The sequence below is a fragment of the Nocardia anaemiae NBRC 100462 genome (assembly GCF_001612725.1).
GTDB lineage: Bacteria > Actinomycetota > Actinomycetes > Mycobacteriales > Mycobacteriaceae > Nocardia > Nocardia anaemiae.
Genome location: NZ_BDAZ01000017.1, coordinates 202,448 through 218,584, shown reverse-complemented (window position 1 = coordinate 218,584; position 16,137 = coordinate 202,448). Strand labels below are relative to the sequence as shown.

Genomic DNA, 16,137 nt, shown 5'->3' with positions numbered 1-16,137 from the left:
CGTTCACCGAACCGGCATCGAGGCGACACTTCGAGGTTGCTCCGGCGCAGTTTCGGACTGGCTTCATCACGGATATGACTATTTCGTCCGTGCTGACAGCCCCGGCTCGACCGACGGACTCCGGGGCGGAACGGTCTCGGTATTCGCTGGTCGTCTCTTCCGATTCGGCGCATCGGCTGGCCGCGCAGCGCCTGCGCTACGGCGTGTTCGCCAGTGAGCCCGGCTTCCACATCCCCGACAACGGAACGGGTCTCGACGCGGACCGTTTCGACGAGCACTGCGATCATCTGCTGGTCCGCGACGACCGGACCGAGGAATTCGTCGGCTGCTACCGAATGCTGCCGCCGGACAAGGTGACTGCCGCGGGCGGTTACTACACGGCCACCGAATTCGATCTGGCCCAACTGGATCCGGCGGGCAACCGGATCGTGGAAATGGGTCGTGCGTGTGTGGTGCCCGACCACCGCAACGGCTCGGTGCTGACCCTCATGTGGGCGGGCATCCTGCACTACATCCAGCTCACCGGATACGAGTGGGTGATGGGCTGTGTCTCGGTGCCCATGCAGGACACCCCTGCCGATCCGGCCGGTGTGAATGTGCGTGGCGTGCGGGATATGTTGCTCGGCCGTCATGGATCCGATCCCGAGCGGCGGGTGCATCCCTACCGCCCGGTGGTCGTCGACGGGCTGACGCTGGACGAGATGACACCGCCCGCGCGCCCGAAGCTGCCCCCGCTGCTGCGCGGATACCTGCGCCTCGGCGCGGAGATCTGCGGTGAACCCGCGCACGATCCGGACTTCGCGGTCGCCGATTTCGTCGCACTGCTCGGCCTGGACACGATAAACACCCGCTACCTCAACCGATTACAAGACGCGGCCAATGCACTCGACGGGGGACGGTGATTCGGATGGTGTTCGACGCGCCTCCCGCAGAGCGCACCGCACACGCCTGGATGCCGTCTAGCCCATGTGGGCCCGGCTGTATCGATCCGGTCGACGAGATCGGCACCGCGCGGGTGATCGGCCGACTATTCGGTGTGGTCGGGCTGTTGGTCAGCTTTCCCGTTGTCAATGTCGTTACGCCGCGCGGACGGCGCGAACAGCTGCGGCGCCGATACGCGCGGACTGTGTTGAGCTGTCTCGGGATTCGGTTGCGCATTGTCGACAACCGCGCCGGTGCGGGGGATTCGGCCGATGCGCGCTTCGGCGATTCGGGTGACGGGCTGCTGATCGTGGCCGGACATATCGGCTGGACCGATGTGGTCGTCCTGGCCGCGGTGCAGCCATTGGGCTTCGTGGCCCGCGCCGATATGGTCGATTGGCCGCTGCTCGGTGGACTGGCCAAACTCATGCGGGTAATTCCGATCGAGCGCGAACGGCTGCGTGAACTGCCGAGTGTGGTGGCGCGGCTCGGTGAACGGCTGGCGGCGGGGGACCGGGTCGCGGTGTTCCCCGAGGGCACTACCTGGTGTGGCCGCGCCTACGGCACCATGCGGCCCGCGCTCTTCCAGGCGGCGGTGGACACCGGAACCTCTGTGCAGCCGGTGCGTCTGCGGTATCTGGATGCGCACGGCACGCAATCGACCATTCCCGGATTCGTCGGTGACGACAGCTTCGGCACCTCGGCGAAGCGGGTCCTGCGTTCGCGCGGCATGGTCGCCGAGGTGGTGCTCGAGCCGATCGAGTATCCCGGACTCGACCGCCGTGATCTGGCTCGCCGGTGCGAACAAGCGGTGCGCGGCACCGATCTGTCGCGCCACGGGGCCATCGAGGCATCGGATTGGATCGAGGCGACGGCCACCAGGGTGCGGGATCCGGAGTCGACCGAGGTGCAGCCGCAACGGCCGTCGCGGCGGTTGCGACCGTTCCGGCGCAGGGGTTCCGGACACCAGGTCGCAGTGTCGACGGACTGATCGAAGGGCACCGTCACGAGGCCGACCGGGCGATCGCCCGGTCGGCCTCCGCCTTTTCGCCGCCAAATCGCTCCACCGCAAGAGTTTTCGGTGTGGTGAGCAGCGCGGACACCCCGTGAAACGCACATGAGATGCCGGTGAAAGGCATCACCCGCAGGCTTGTTCGCAACCGCACCGATCGGTTGGGAGGAGCCGGAGCGGAGCGGCGAACTCGACTTCACGGGGAGGATATCCATGTCCAGCAGCATCCGTCGGTGCGTCGGATTCATCGGTGCGGCAACCGGTCTCGCCCTCTTGTCGACGGCTGCGATACGGCCCGCCGTGGCCACACCGAATATCGGAGTGACCGGCGAGCAGCTCAGCAAGGCGACTGTCACCGAGCCGATCCATATCACTCCGGACGGCCCGGTCGATGTCCAGTTCTCCGTGCTCACCGTGGCACCCGGCGGCAGTGTCGGCTGGCATTCGCATCCCGGTGACGTACTCGTCAATGTCGCCGATGGCGCCGCAACTCGCTACGAGGCCGATGATCGGCAGTGCGCGCCGACCACATTCGGCGTCGGGCAGGGCTGGGTCGAGCACCCGCACCACGTGCACACCGTGCGCAACGAGACCGATAAACCGCTGACCCTCGATGTCGTCCTCATCACGCCCGCCGGTCGACCATCCGGCGTCAGCGAAACGGACCCCGGCAACTGCCGGTTCTGAAAACCCGACTCGCACAAGTGAAAGGAGGTAATCCCATGATCGAGACAGGAGTCGACGACGGCCCGACCTGCTGAACCCGAGGGGATCGCCCGCGTGTGCGGGCGATCCCCGCTTCCATCCATAGGAGATCAGTCATGCGCCATGGCGCGCTCGTGGTGATCGCCGCAGGCTCCAGCGCAGCCCTGGTCCTGCCGCTCTATCTGACCGAACTTCGCAAGACCCAGCCCGGCGAGATCGTCGTGCTGCTCACCCGCAGCGCTGAGCGATTCGTGCCACGGGAGGTGGTCGGCTGGTTGGCCGACGAAGTCATCACCTCCGACAGTCCGACCCTCAATCCGGTCGAACTCGCGCTGACCTCGAACGGCATCGTGGTGCTTCCGGCCACCGCGCACCTGGTCGCCACGGCGGCGCTCGGACTCGCGTCGACGCCCGCGACGACCACACTGCTCGCCGCGCCGCAACCCTGCCTGTGGTTCCCGCATATGAACAAGGTCATGTGGGACAAGCCGGTGATCCAGCGGCATGTGGCGAGCCTGCGGGCGGCGGGTGAGACGGTGGTGGACCCGGAATCCCGTGTCGTGTACGAGATGTGGCGCGGAGCGCGCGGCGACGGCGTGTCGATGGTTCCGCCGGACAAAGCGGCCGTCATCGTCCGCGAGTGGTTCGATGAGCGCGCGTAATATATTGCGGCAGCGCGATTTCCGATTGCTCTTCGTCGGTCAGACGGTATCGATGGCGGGCGATGCCCCTGCCGTGCTCGCGATCACTTTCGTGGTGTTGCAGATCGGCGGATCACCCGCGGCGCTCGGTGGCGTCCTCGCCGCCCGCTTTCTGCCGCTGACCGGACTGCTCCTGCTCGGCGGGGTGCTCGCGGACCGGTTTCCGCGTCGGGAGCTGATGATCGCGGCGGACCTTACCCGCGCGGCCAGTCAGGCCGTACTGGCCGTATTGCTCGTATTCGGAGCGGCTCAGCTGTGGCAGATCATGGCGTTGCAGGCGATCTATGGCGCTGCGCAGGCACTGTTCACACCGGCATTGGGTGGCATCGTCGCGCAACTGGTTCCCGTCGAGTCATTGCGCGCCGCGAATGCGTTGGTCGCCATGTCCAGCAGCCTGCTTCGTATTGCTGGTCCAGCACTGGGTGCGGTGCTCATCGCGGCGGCCGGACTCGGTGCGGCCGTGGCCGTCGATGCCGTCACCTTCCTGATCAGCGCGATTGTGCTGTTCGGGGTGCACCGACCTGCCGCGACCGAGCGGAGGACACCCGAACCTCCGCTGATCGCCCTGCGAACCGGCTGGCACGAAGTGGCGTCCCGAACCTGGCTGTGGGCCTCGATCGCGAATTTCACCATATTCAGCGCGGTGGCCGTGCCCGCCGTACTCGTGCTCGGGCCGCAGGTCGCGCAGCTGGAATTCGGCGGTCCGGACGGCTGGGCGACGATCATGGCGACGTTCGCCGGGGGTGCCGTACTCGGAAGCGCGGTCGCACTGCGCGTATCCGTAGCCCGCCCGGCCGCGGTCTGCGCGGCGCTGCTGGCCGTTGCGGCGCTGCGTCCAGCACTGCTGGTCAGCGGGCTCGGTTTGCCGATCATCGGCGCGTACAGCGCGTTGTCGGGAGTCGCAGTATCGATGGCAATGGTGTACTGGCGCACGCTTTTACCGGAGCGAATATCGCTCGCGGTGCTTTCCCGCGTCAGATCCATCGATGATTTCGGCTCGACGCTGCTCACCCCCGTCGCCTATCTCGCCACCGGCCAACTAGTGGTCTACACAGGGCTACACGGGGGAATGGTCCTGCTCACCCTTGTCGCGGTCGCCGCCAGTCTCGCGACTGTTGCTGTTCCCGCTGTTCGGCGGGTATCCGGTGGCATCCAAACCGCGCTGTCCGCCGATGCCGACGTGCGGGTCGGGGGAATGTTGGGCGAGGGAAGCCGGGTCGAGCATCGCAGCTGAGTTGCGGATAACGCGGCGGGATGAGCGCGATGAATGGTCGCCGCCACCTCGAACACTCCGGTGGCGCATGGGAAACCTGCAGCTGGCCGCGAGCGGGAAGCAAGGGGCGACAGCTCGCGCACGAGTCGGTCCGGCGTCGCGCACGGTCGCTGTGGGATTGCTGGCCGGGGCGTAGTCGGGTCGGGTACGTTGACTCCAAGGCGAGTACGTGATCGGCGATGCCGCAAACAAAGGCGGATTCATCGCGTGAGCGAACTCGGCGGCGATCGGCGGCACCTTCCCAGAGGGAGCGGCGCTATGGATCTCAATACGATCACCGATATCGTTCGGCGTCCTTCCGAGCGACCGGGCGTGCTCTGGCGCGACGGCGACGCGTGGCTGGCCGGGGGAACGTGGTTGTTCTCGACCGAACAGCCGCAGCTGCGCCGTCTTATCGATATCACCGCACTCGGCTGGGACAGTCTGATGCCGAGCGCCGCCGGACTGGAGATCGGCGCGACGTGCACCATCCGCGAGCTGAATGCCTTTGCGCCGCCTGGTGATTGGCCCGCAGCGACACTGTTCGGCACGTGCTGTGAGGCGTTCCTGTCCTCGTTCAAGGTCTGGAATGCGGCGACGGTCGGCGGCAATATCTGCATGTCGCTGCCCGCGGGGCCGATGATCACGCTGACGGTCGCGCTGGAAGCCGCCTACACCGTGTGGGCCGCCGACGGATCCGAACGCACCATCGACGCAGCCGACTTCGTCATCGGCGATCACCGCAATATCCTGGGCCCCGGCGAGATCCTGCGCCGCATCGATATCCCGGTCGCCGCACTTCGCAAACGGTGCACGCACCGGCGCTTCACCCTGACGCGCCTGGGCCGCTCGACAGTGTTCCTGATCGCTACCCAGTCGCCGGGAACCGCGGACCTGCTGCTGACCATCACCGCGGGCACCACCCGCCCGGTCCGCTTGGCATTCGACAGCATGCCCGATGCCGACACGCTGCGTGAGCGCATCGACGCCATCCCCGAAGACCTGTGGTTCAGCGATCCGAACGGCACGCCCGACCATCGTCGACACCTGGCCGGGTACTTCGCCGAGGAGATCCGCGTCGAGCTCACCGAAGGCGGTCGGCCGTGACCTACACCGTGAACGGAAAGAGCTTCGACGCCGAGCCGAATCCTGGACAATGCCTGCGCACCTTCCTGCGCTCGCTTGGCTGTCACGGAGTCAAGAAGGGTTGTGACGCGGGCGATTGCGGCGCCTGCACAGTATGGCTGGACGGCGATCCCGTGCACAGCTGCATCACGCCCGCATTCCGTGCCGAGGGGCATGCGGTCACCACCATCGAGGGCCTCGGTTCGCCCGAGGATATGCACCCGATGCAGCGGCAGTTCCGTGACGCTCCCGGCTTCCAATGTGGCTTCTGCACCGCGGGCATGATCATGACCGCGGTGGCGCTCACCGACGCCCAGCGGCGAGACCTCTCGCGCGCGCTGAAGGGCAACCTCTGCCGCTGCACCGGCTACCGGGCGATCGAAGACGCGGTGCACGGTGTCGCCGGGATCGAGGAGGCCCATCCGGGCCGAGTCGTCGGCACGAGCGTCGGTACTCCGTCGGGCGCCGAGGTGGTGACCGGTCGCGCCGAATTCACCATGGACACCGCGATCGACGGCATGTTGCACCTGAAGGTGCTGCACTCACCGCACGCCCATGCCCGCATCGTGTCGATCGATAAGTCCGCGGCGCTCGCGGTTCCCGGTGTGCATCGCGTCTACACCTGGGAAGACGTGCCGCGCAAGCGCTTCACGACCGCGATCCATACCGATCACCTCGTCGATCCGAGCGATACCTACATCCTCGACGACGTGGTGCGCTTCGTCGGTCAACGCGTGGTCGCGGTGCTGGCCGACACTGTCGGTGCCGCGGAGGAGGGCTGCCGGAAGGCGGTCGTCGAGTACGAGGTGTTGCCCGCGGTCTTCGATCCGGAAGCGGCGATGGCCGACGGCGCTCCCCAGTTGCACGGTTCACACGACCCGTTCGTGCGCGATCCCGAACACAACATCCTGCTCGAGATCCACGGTCAGGTCGGTGATGTCGAGGCGGGCTTCGCCGAGGCCGATGTGATCCACGAGGGCACGTATTTCTCGCCGCGGGTCCAGCATGCGCATCTCGAGACGCACGGATCGATCGCGTGGCTCGAGGACGGTCGCCTGCACGTGCGCACCAGTTCGCAGTCGCCCTCGATCGCCAAGAACAAGCTCGGCTATCTCTTCGATCTGCGTCCCGATCAGGTGCGCGTGTTCTGCAAGCGGGTCGGCGGCGCGTTCGGCGGTAAGCAGGAGGTCATCACCGAGGATTTGGTCGCTCTGGCCACATTGGACACCGGGCGGCCGGTCTGTTTGGAGTTCACGCGTGCGGAGGAGTTCACGACGGCCTCACCGCGGCATCCGATGACGCTGACGGTGAAGCTCGGCGCACGGGCCGACGGCACGCTCACCGCGATCCAGGTCCGCAATGTGTCGAATACCGGCGCCTACGGCAACCATGGTGGCGAGACGCTGTTCGCCGGTGGGACGGCCGTCGCGACCTACCGCTGTCCCAACAAGAAGTTCGACGCGTATTCGGTCTATACGAACAGCGTGCCAAGCGGCGCGCTGCGCGGCTACGGCATGACCCAGCCCGCATTCGCGATGGAGTCGGCCATGCACGAGCTGGCGGTCGCGCTCGATATGGATCCGCTCGAGCTGCGGCGACGCAATATCGTGCGTCCCGGTGATGCTCTAGTCGCATTCGACGACGGCCCGGACGACGTCACATTCGGCGAGGACGGCCTGGTCCAATGCATCGATCTCGTCGATGACGCGCTACGGCGCAACACCACCGAGCCACCAGCTGGCGACGAGTGGCTCGTCGGCACCGGCACCGCCAGCTCGCTGCACGAAACCGCGCCACCGACCGATCACTTCTCCGAGGCCTGGCTGACCCTCGGTGACGACGGCATCTACGAACTCGCCGTCGGCACCGTCGAATTCGGCGAGGGCACCTCGACCGCCCACGTGCAGATCGCCGCCGACCGGCTCGGCACGACACCGTCACGGGTGCGACTTATCCAATCCGACACCGACCGAACGGGTTTCGACACCGGCGCGTTCGCCAGCGCGGGTCTCTTCGTCGCCGGGAACGCGGTGCTGCGAGCAGCAGAGGCGCTGCGCGATCGCATTCTGTTCTTGGCGGCCGAATATGCGCGGGTCGATATCGCTTCGTGCGCGATGGACGACAACGGTGTGGTCTGTGCTGACAGCCACGTATCGCTGTCGGAACTGATCGAGGTGGCGCACCGCCGCGGCATCCGATTGACCGAGGCGCGTAAGGCTTTCGGTTCGCCGCGCAGTGTCATCTTCAACACCCACGGCTTTCGGATCGCGGTGCACCGGATGACTGGCGAGATCCGCATCCTCTACAGCGTGCACGCCACCGACGCCGGAGTCCTCATCAACCCGGCGCAGGTGCGTGGCCAGATCGAGGGCGGCGTCGCACAGGGCATCGGCTTCGTGCTGACCGAGAACTTCCACGTGGACTCGAACGGCGCGATGGTCAACCCGAACCTGCGCAACTACCGCATCCCGACCTACGCCGATATTCCCCGCACCGAAGTACTGACGGTGGACTCCGCGGATTCCGTCGGTGCGATGCACTCGAAAGGCATTGCGGAGTGCTGCATCAACCCGGTCGCGCCCGCGCTGGCCAATGCGCTCGAGGACGCGACGGGCATCAGATTCCGCGCGCTGCCGCTCACACCAGAGCGCATCTATCGGCGACTCACACCGGTTCCGGCTCGAAACCCGTGAGGAGATTGCGATGGAAGCCGGGAAACTCACCGATAGCTCGGCGACGGTCATCATCGGCCAAAAGGTGCGCCCGGGTTTCGAGAAAGCCTTCAAGTCCTGGCAGCAGGAACTGAACGCCGCGGCGTCGGGCTATCCGGGATTCGTCGGCGCCGAGATCGCCGCCCCCACCGAGGTGCAGCCCGAATGGATCGTGGTCTACCGATTCGACTCGGTCGGTCATCTACAGGACTGGATAAACAGCGCTACCCGTCAGGAATTCCTGGACAGCGGGCAGCAGTACTTCGACGGCCCCGCCACCCAGCAGGTCATCAGCGGCGGCACGCGACCCGTGGATCCGCTCGTGACGGTCGTCGTCACCCATCGGGTGGCTCCCGATAGTGTCGCGGATTTCCTTGCGTGGCAAGCGGATCTGAGCCGGGAGGAGGCGAAATTCGAAGGCTTCCGCGGCACCGAGCTCTTCCGCCCCATCGAGGGTGTGCAGGACGAGTGGACCGCGCTCTATCGTTTCGACACCGCCGCGAATCTGGCCACCTGGCTCACCTCCAAGCGGCGTCAGGAGCTCCTCGCCGAGGGCGAGAAGTTCAGCGACTTCGAGTTGCGCACCATCGACAACTCGTTCGGCAGTTGGTTCGCCTTCGACGAGAACGGCAACGAGACGCCGTCGGATACCAAGACCGCGATCGCGGTATGGGTTGGCCTCTACCCGACCGTCGTGCTGCTCACCCTCGCCCTTTCGCCGTTGCGGATGCCGCTGTGGCTGGGATTGTTGATCGGCAACCTGCTGTCCAGTTTCGCGATGAGCTACGTCACGATGCCGTACTACGTGAACCGGTTGCTGCGGCGGTGGCTGCGCCCGCCCGCGGATGTACCGGCGTCGAAGACGAACCTGCGGGGCATTGCCATTGTCATCGCCGTCATGCTGACGTGGGTTGTCATCTTCTACGTGGTGACGACCGAGCTCTGGTCGTTGCCCTAACGCCCGCCCAGCGATGCGGGCCGCGTCGGTGCGGGAATTGTGCTCAACAGCGTCGGTGTCAGGGTGGTGGCGTGCGGGTCGGCCCGGTCCAGTCCGAACTTTCGGATCTCGTCCGGTCCGCTGACGAGCAGATCCGCGCCGGAGGTCGTACTCGTGGTTCCGACCCGAACACCGCTATTCGCGGGTGCGCAACACAGCAGTCGATGATGCCGGCCGGAGCGTCGTCGGTTACGTTGGGTGGTCGCTCGGCGGTCACATCAAACGCTCAGCTCGTCCCCGGCCGCCTAATCTCGCTGTTCTGATCACCAGGGCCCGGGGCACGGTCGATGGTTGCTGAATGCGGCGCCTGAACGGGGCGGGCCGCCTCGGGTCGCTTCGGAGCTGTTCACCAACCCGAAGTTCGAGGCGCATTGGAACGAAGAACCAGATTCCTGGCCAAGGGCGATAGGGGCGGTAGCTCGGTTTGCATTCTGCCCCAAAAGGATTCGATGACTGCGTTGTCGTAGCAGTCGCCGATCGAGCCCATCGACGGGACCAGCCCCGACTGGCGGGCCCTGTCGGTGAAGGCCCAGGGCGTGAATTGCACCCCGTGGTCAGAATGAATGATCGTCCCGGCCCGCGGTGAACGGTTGGCGATGGCCATTCCCAGCGCGTTGGTCACCAGCGCGGCGGTCTGGGTCGAGTCGATCGACCAGCCGACGACCCGGCGGGAGAACATGTCGAGCACGACCGCGCAGTACACCTTGCCTTCCCGGGGTGTGATGCTCGGTAATGTCGGTGACCCACAACTGATTTGGCCGCGATCGCGTGAACGACCGGCTGACCAGATCGCTAGGCAACAGTCGCCGCCGCCTCTCGGTCCGCCCGGTCGCCACCAGCACCTCATCGACCAGATCCGGACCCACAACCCTCGTCAGCACACCCAGACCGATCCGATCAGTCAGCCGACCGGCCGCCTCCAACTCCGCCGCGAACCGGCACCATAGTCCGAAACCAACTGCTGCACAGCCGATCTCACATGCCGACCGAATCAGCACCAGTCAACGGCGTTGACCTGAGCAAACCTCCAAAGTTAACGGCATTGCTACCAAACCCAGGGCGGTTCACCGACACCGAATGGGATCGGCTCGAATCGCCTGCAACACACCGGCGATCTTGCTGAGATCACGTCATTGTGACACCGTCTGCCCTGTCTATATCCGTCTATTGTGAATGGTGGTTGATTCGTGCCAGAGTTCAACGGGGACAATGGCGCCGGGCAGCTCAGTCTGAGCACAGCGGCCGCGCGCAAGCTGTCGTCGACAACCAAGTCCGTACCGCAGATGCAGGGGATCACCCCGCGCTGGCTGCTCGATCTGTTGCCCTGGGTGGAGGCCAGGGGTGGTGCGTACCGGGTCAACCGGCGGCTGAACTACACGCTGGGCGACGGGCGGCTGAACTTCCTCGCCACCGGCAACGAGGTTCAGGTCATTCCGGCCGAGCTGACCGAACTCCCGTGGCTGCGGAACTACGACGACACCGACGTATTGCAGGCTTTGGCCGACAGATTCACGCAACACGAATACGAACCGGGAGAGGTGTTGGTAACGGCCGAGGCCCGAGCCGACCAACTCTATCTGCTCGTACACGGACGGCTCACCAAACTCAGTTCGGGCGAGTTCGGGGAGGAGTCGATCCTGGAAATCATCGCCGACGGCGACTATTTCGGTGCCGAGGCACTGGTCGGCCCCGACGACACCTGGAATTACTCGGTCAAGGCCGCTACGGCCTGTACCGTCATGGCGCTGCCGAAGTCGGCCTTCGCTGAACTGCTCGAGCAGTCCGAAACGTTGCGCGGCCAGCTGGACCGTTATCGAGCAACTACCGGCAAATCACAGAACCCCCACGGTGAGGCCGACGTGGCGGTCATGTCCGGTCATCGTGGAGAGGTGCCCATCGCCGGCACTTTCGTCGACTATGAACTCCAACCCCGCGAATACGAACTGAACATCGCTCAGACCATTCTTCGGGTGCATACCCGCGTATCCGACCTCTACAACGAACCGATCGACCAGCTCGAGCAGCAACTGCGACTTACCATCGAAGCGGTGCGTGAGCGTCAAGAATACGAACTGGTCAACAACAAGGAATTCGGCCTGCTGCACAACGCGGACTTCAGCCAGCGGATCTACACCCGAAGCGGCCCGCCCACGCCGCACGACATGGATCAGTTGCTCAACACCGTGTGGAAAAACCCCGGATTCATCGTGGCGCACCCAGAGGCTATCGCCGCGTTCCGCGACGAGTGCACCCGGGAGGGAATTTCCCCCGAAACCATCCACGTCCCCGGCGGTCGGCTGTCCGCGTGGCGCGGAGTACCCATCTATCCCTGCTGGAAAATCCCGATCAGCGATCGGCGCACTACCTCGATCATGGTGATGCGAACCGGCGAAGCAGACCAGGGCGTCATCGGTCTGCGCAAGACCGGCCTGGTCGACGAGTACGAGCCCGGCCTGAGCGTGCGGTTCATGAGCATCGACTACACGGCGGTCGTCAACTACCTGATCACCTGCTACTACTCGCTGGCCGTGCTGGTGCCGGACGCCCTGGGCGTGCTGGAGAACGTTCAGCTCGGGAGCACAAATGGTCGCCGCAGCTAAGACAGCCGCCGACCCCTTCGCGCGCGTCCGTGAGCTGATCACCCCCGGCCTACAGGCAGCGGTGGACCAGATGAACCCAGCGACGCGCCAGGTCATCGGCTACCACTTCGGCTGGTGGGACGAGCAAGGCCGTCCCCAGGCAGAGGGTGCGGGCAAGGCGGTGCGGCCCACTTTGGCGATGCTCGCGGCGCGGGCCGTCGGCGGCACCGCCGAATGCGCGACCAACGCGGCCATCGCGGTCGAGCTGGCGCACAACTCCTCATTGCTGCATGACGACGTCATAGACTCCGACCGCACCCGGCGCCACCGCCCCACCGCGTGGACGGTCTACGGCATACCCGCAGCCATCCTCGCCGGTGACGCCCTGGTAACGCTGGCTACTGAGGCTCTCATCGCCGACAGGCCGCCACTGGCCACCGAGGGGGTGCCTCGACTCAATGCGGCACTGCTGCGGGTCGTTGACGGCCAAGTCGCCGACATGGCGTTCGAAGGCCGGTCTGACGTGCGGCTCGACGAGTGCATCAAGATGGCAGGCGACAAGACCAGCTCATTGTTCGCCGCCGCGTGCGAGCTCGGCGCGATTGCGGCCGGAGCCACGCCGCAACGAGTCCGGCAGCTACACCAGTTCGGCGAACACCTCGGCCTCGCGTTCCAACTCGTCGACGATCTCCTTGGCATCTGGGGCGATCCGGCCACCACCGGCAAGCCCGTACTGTCCGACCTACGTACCCGCAAGAAGTCACTGCCAGTGGTGGCCGCCCTGGTCACTGGCAACAGCGCCGCCAGGCAGTTGGCCCAGCTGTACCATCGCGCCGATCCGCTGGACGATGCCGATCTGCGGACCTGCGCCGAGCTCATCGAGCAGGCTGGGGGACACTCCTGGGCACGTGCGGAAGCGCAGCGCCAACTCGATGCGGCCCTGAAGTGTCTACGCGCGGCGAATCCGGAGCCGAAAGCCGCAGCGGAACTAATGTCCATCGCGCAACGGCTCAGCACTGTGCCCAACACGACTGGGCCCAACACGACGGCACTGGATATCACCGACATCACTGGGGCGATCCCCGTGCGCCCCAACGGTTTCGGCACCGCCACCGCACGACAAGCTGTTAGCAGGCGCGCGACGGTGACTACCTCTGCTCTGTAGTTCGGCGTGGGTTTCGTTGATCGGGCCGATATCCGCTCACGCGCGACCCCCATCGCGCTCGACGATATGGAAGGAATACAGATGGCTCCGAGTGTTGCGGTCATCGGCTCCGGTGTGTCCGGTATGACTGCGGCCTACTTGCTGCGCAACAAGTTCGAGGTCACCGTGTTCGAGGCAGACTCCCGCCTGGGCGGTCACGTCGACACCCGGCATCCCGAACCCAGCTGGCCTGCGGAGATGGCGTTCGCGATTGCCAGCACCATCCACTACCCGAACTTCACCCGGCTAGTGAAGGACCTCGGAGTGGCGACTAAGCCAGTGGACGTGTCCACGGAGGTGTCGTGCTCCGACTGTGGATTCGCCCACCGCAGCGACGATCCCATGGAGCTGGCCAGCCTCCCGTGCCGCCCACCTGGCGTCAGCGAACACGTCTGGCACCGATGCGTCGAGGACTCCAAGCGATTCGTGTCGCACCTGCGAGAGGCCATTCACGCCGAGCCGGACACCACCCTCGAGCAGTTTCTGCTCAAGGAAGAGTTTTCCACCTACTTCGCCGAGCACTTCGTCTACCCCCGGTTGCGGGTATGGCTCCTGACGGACCTCAGGTACACCCCCATCGGGTATCTGACCAACGTGCTGGACCGCTACGGGCTCCTCGGCGGTGCCGAGGCATTCCGATCCTGGTACGTGCTGTCCGAAGGTAGTGCGGCCTACATCGAGCGCATCGCCGCTACCGTGACCTCGATCAAAACCTCGACACCGGTACGCGCGGTCAGCCGTACCGGCGACGGAATCGCCATCCGGGACGCCGCCGGGAACATCCACCACTTCGACAAGGCCGTGGTGGCCTTGCACGCCCCGCAGGCGCTCGCCTTGCTCACCGAACCCACCGCCGAGCAACGGTCCGTACTCAACGCGTTCGACTACACGCCGCTCGAGGCGGTGCTGCACACGGACGAGAGCATGCTGCCCACCGGATCGGGCAGCGCCGGTGTCGCGATCCAACTGTCCTGTACTAACCCACATCTGCCGCCGCTCACTGCCCACGCAAACATGAATCGAATGCGCGGTGAGACATCGTCCACGACGTACTGGGTGACCTACGACCCCTTCACTCCGGTGAATCCGGCCAGTGTGCTGGCCCGTGAGGTCTTCCGCCACCCGACCATGACCCTGCGGTCCGCCGCGGCCCAACGCCGCCTGCCCGCGCTGTCCGATCACGTCCTCGCCTTCGCGGGCTCTTACCATGGCGACGGCTTCCACGAATCCGGCTGCGCCTCGGGGGTCGCGGCGGCGAAGGCACTCACCGGCAAGGATGCCGAGACCCTGTTCAAGGAAGCAGTGTTCACGGGATCAGCATCCCCGAGCGTGCACACCGCGAATCGAACCCCGGACCGGTCCCGGCCCAAGCCACGGGGCCGCGCGGTACGCCTCCCGTCGACAGGCCGCCCTCCGATCAGGCACCTTCGACCGCCCGGCCTTGACGTCCTTCACTTCTCCGGGCGCCGCGCCCTTGCCGCCGTCCCCGACGCCGGCCACCGCGCGATGGTCGCCAGCGTCCTGGCCTCCGGCCTGGTCGACGAAATGATCGCCCGCACTGCGGACTTCGACCCGCCCATCAACCTCGCGCAGGTCCGCGCCAACGTCAACATGCTCACCACCGAGTTCGAGGCCTTTGGCGTCACCGTTCCCGCTGCCACCACCAGGGACCTCACGATGATGCGCGCACTGTTGGTGCCCGTCGCCGACGACGCGCTCGCCCTTGCCCTCGACCGCCTCTGGGTATTCACCCTCAACGTCGACGATGTGTGCTGCCACGATCCCGTGGAAGCCGAAGCCATCATGCAGGACGGCATGCTGGCTGGGCAGTCCGCATCATCGTCGTACACCGGATACATCCAGCACATGTTCACCGAAGTCGCGCGGTTCTGTGATCCGACATTCCTTGCCGTCTACAAGACTTTCTTCTACAACGCGATTACCGGCGTCCTCATGGAGGCAGAGTTCACGCCGGAAGCGTCCGACGAGATCGACAGTGACTTCGTCCGCACTTTCAACGGCTACGGCCAGTTCTGGTTCACCTCACTTCAATTCATCGACCCCTGCTTGAGCGCCCACCGCAATCGGGCATTCTGGTCGGCGGCGCTGAGCTCCGGTGAGGCGTTTCTCAGCGACATGAATGACGTCCTGTCCTTCTACAAGGAGGCGGTGCATGGTGAGGACTTCCTCGTCAGCAGGATCTATCGCCGCTCGGTAAAGGAGAACATTCCTTACCTCGCCGCCTACCGCCGGAGCCTCGACAGCGGCCGGGCCGCCTACCGCCGAATCCTGGATCTCGCCACTGACGAGCAACGCCCGCACCTAGACCGCTACTTGATCGGCTACGTGTACTGGCACTTCGTCTGCCGCCGCTGCCGCTGGCAGGACATCTACCCTGGCCTGCCCCTGATCGACATCTACGATCAATCCGATTCAGCGCCTCATCGATGAACAAGGAATCGCGATCATACTTATCATCGCCTTCGAACCCGGACACGACGGTGGAATAGTCGCCGTTGAGAACGGTCGCTTACTGTATTCGCTTGAATCGGAGACAAAGAGCGCACCCGCCCGGTTCCACACCATGACTTGCCTGGACAGCTGGGCCCCGATCGAGTCCGCGATCGCGAGGACAGGCGCCGGACATCCCGATGTCGCCTGGAACTAGGCGTGACACGACGCCGTCGAACCAGGCACATACACATGTCGCACCCGCCCCACAGCATGGCGATCAGGAGGGGCGGCATCGTTCAGGAGTCGTCCTCGCACACGAGCAGGTACGCCGCCTCCGCATGCACCACGCAGTCGTCCGGATGGTGGTAGCGGCGGATCGATCACCCCGATACCCCCGCTCGCGAACATCAACATCGGCGCCGCCGGGCTACGCAACTGGACCCTGAACCTCCACAACGCACTGGCAGCCCAAAACG

At 65.4% G+C, this 16,137-nt stretch carries 12 protein-coding genes and 2 pseudogenes; 11 read left to right on the top strand and 3 right to left on the bottom strand.

The window, feature by feature from the left end:
* Positions 1-74 precede the first annotated feature (74 nt).
* Entirely contained in the window at positions 75-902 is an 828-nt protein-coding gene (locus tag NA5_RS11915) for a GNAT family N-acetyltransferase (protein ID WP_062984964.1), read from the top strand.
* 5 nt (positions 903-907) lie between these two features.
* Positions 908-1,912: a lysophospholipid acyltransferase family protein gene (locus NA5_RS11910; RefSeq protein WP_245672195.1), complete on the top strand. Its 1,005-nt coding sequence runs from the start codon at positions 908-910 to the stop codon at positions 1,910-1,912.
* A gap of 13 nt (positions 1,913-1,925) precedes the next feature.
* On the opposite strand, the gene NA5_RS42835 is transcribed toward NA5_RS11910, so the two are convergent.
* Positions 1,926-2,060, bottom strand: coding sequence for a hypothetical protein (locus tag NA5_RS42835; RefSeq protein WP_281201706.1), 135 nt, complete (start codon positions 2,058-2,060; stop codon positions 1,926-1,928).
* An 86-nt stretch (positions 2,061-2,146) separates the two neighbouring features.
* Between NA5_RS42835 and NA5_RS11905 the strand changes: the two genes are divergently transcribed.
* From NA5_RS11905 to NA5_RS11880, 6 genes are all read left to right on the top strand, one after another.
* Positions 2,147-2,620, top strand: a complete 474-nt coding sequence (locus NA5_RS11905) for a cupin domain-containing protein (RefSeq protein ID WP_062984962.1) — start codon at positions 2,147-2,149, stop codon at positions 2,618-2,620.
* Positions 2,621-2,754: 134 nt separating this feature from the next.
* The gene (locus NA5_RS11900; protein WP_062984960.1) at positions 2,755-3,300 is read left to right on the top strand and encodes a flavoprotein; all 546 of its coding nucleotides are present in this window, start codon (positions 2,755-2,757) and stop codon (positions 3,298-3,300) included.
* Complete coding sequence (locus tag NA5_RS11895; protein ID WP_084484056.1) at positions 3,287-4,573, top strand: MFS transporter; 1,287 nt, start codon at positions 3,287-3,289, stop codon at positions 4,571-4,573. Before NA5_RS11900 ends, NA5_RS11895 begins: the two co-directional genes overlap by 14 nt.
* Before the next feature lie 297 nt (positions 4,574-4,870).
* Positions 4,871-5,698, top strand: a complete 828-nt coding sequence (locus NA5_RS11890) for an FAD binding domain-containing protein (RefSeq protein ID WP_062984956.1) — start codon at positions 4,871-4,873, stop codon at positions 5,696-5,698.
* The gene (locus NA5_RS11885) at positions 5,695-8,409 is read left to right on the top strand and encodes a molybdopterin-dependent oxidoreductase (protein ID WP_062984955.1); all 2,715 of its coding nucleotides are present in this window, start codon (positions 5,695-5,697) and stop codon (positions 8,407-8,409) included. Before NA5_RS11890 ends, NA5_RS11885 begins: the two co-directional genes overlap by 4 nt.
* Before the next feature lie 10 nt (positions 8,410-8,419).
* Positions 8,420-9,385, top strand: coding sequence for an antibiotic biosynthesis monooxygenase (locus NA5_RS11880; RefSeq protein WP_062984954.1), 966 nt, complete (start codon positions 8,420-8,422; stop codon positions 9,383-9,385).
* Here NA5_RS11880 and NA5_RS42155 read toward each other — a convergent pair.
* Both NA5_RS42155 and NA5_RS11875 read right to left on the bottom strand, forming a co-directional pair.
* Positions 9,382-9,570: pseudogene (locus NA5_RS42155) on the bottom strand (hypothetical protein); the annotation flags it as partial. The gene NA5_RS11880 and the pseudogene NA5_RS42155 sit on opposite strands and share 4 nt — an antisense overlap.
* 269 nt (positions 9,571-9,839) lie before the next feature.
* Positions 9,840-10,215, bottom strand: a pseudogene (locus tag NA5_RS11875) (IS3 family transposase); the annotation flags it as partial.
* 396 nt (positions 10,216-10,611) lie between these two features.
* Between NA5_RS11875 and NA5_RS11870 the strand changes: the two are divergent.
* The 3 genes from NA5_RS11870 (at position 10,612) to NA5_RS39210 (ending at position 15,658) form a co-directional block, all read left to right on the top strand.
* Positions 10,612-12,024, top strand: a complete 1,413-nt coding sequence (locus tag NA5_RS11870) for a family 2B encapsulin nanocompartment shell protein (RefSeq protein ID WP_062984953.1) — start codon at positions 10,612-10,614, stop codon at positions 12,022-12,024.
* Positions 12,008-13,168 (top strand): polyprenyl synthetase family protein, encoded by a 1,161-nt coding sequence (locus tag NA5_RS11865; RefSeq protein ID WP_063813310.1) that lies wholly within the window; start codon positions 12,008-12,010, stop codon positions 13,166-13,168. The genes NA5_RS11870 and NA5_RS11865 overlap by 17 nt, the downstream gene beginning before the upstream one ends.
* Positions 13,169-13,249: 81 nt before the next feature.
* Positions 13,250-15,658: an FAD-dependent oxidoreductase gene (locus NA5_RS39210; protein ID WP_169811282.1), complete on the top strand. Its 2,409-nt coding sequence runs from the start codon at positions 13,250-13,252 to the stop codon at positions 15,656-15,658.
* Positions 15,659-16,137: the final 479 nt, after the last annotated feature.